The sequence below is a fragment of the Bacillus sp. AFS017336 genome, from assembly GCF_002555445.1.
Classification (GTDB): domain Bacteria; phylum Bacillota; class Bacilli; order Bacillales; family Bacillaceae_G; genus Gottfriedia.
The window spans coordinates 1-212 of the sequence record NZ_NUCO01000051.1 but is presented as its reverse complement, the minus strand read 5'-3'; the positions used below and the strand labels follow the sequence as shown (position 1 = coordinate 212).

Genomic DNA, 212 nt, shown 5'->3' with positions numbered 1-212 from the left:
CCCGTTGGGCCTGTCGCTCCGGTTGGGCCGGTTGCTCCCGTTGATCCTGTTGCTCCCGTTGGGCCAGTCGCTCCCGTTGGACCGGTTGATCCTGTCGCGCCTGTTGAGCCGGTTGCTCCTATTGGACCCGTTGGGCCGGTTGATCCCGTTGGGCCTGTCGCTCCGGTTGGGCCTGTTGCTCCGGTTGGGCCGGTTGATCCCGTTGGGCCTGT

At 66.5% G+C, this 212-nt stretch carries 1 protein-coding gene; it reads right to left on the bottom strand.

The genetic code is table 11. From position 1 onward, the window contains the following. Positions 1-212: collagen-like protein (locus CN601_RS21770; protein WP_142317395.1), on the bottom strand; the 212-nt coding region annotated here is incomplete at both ends.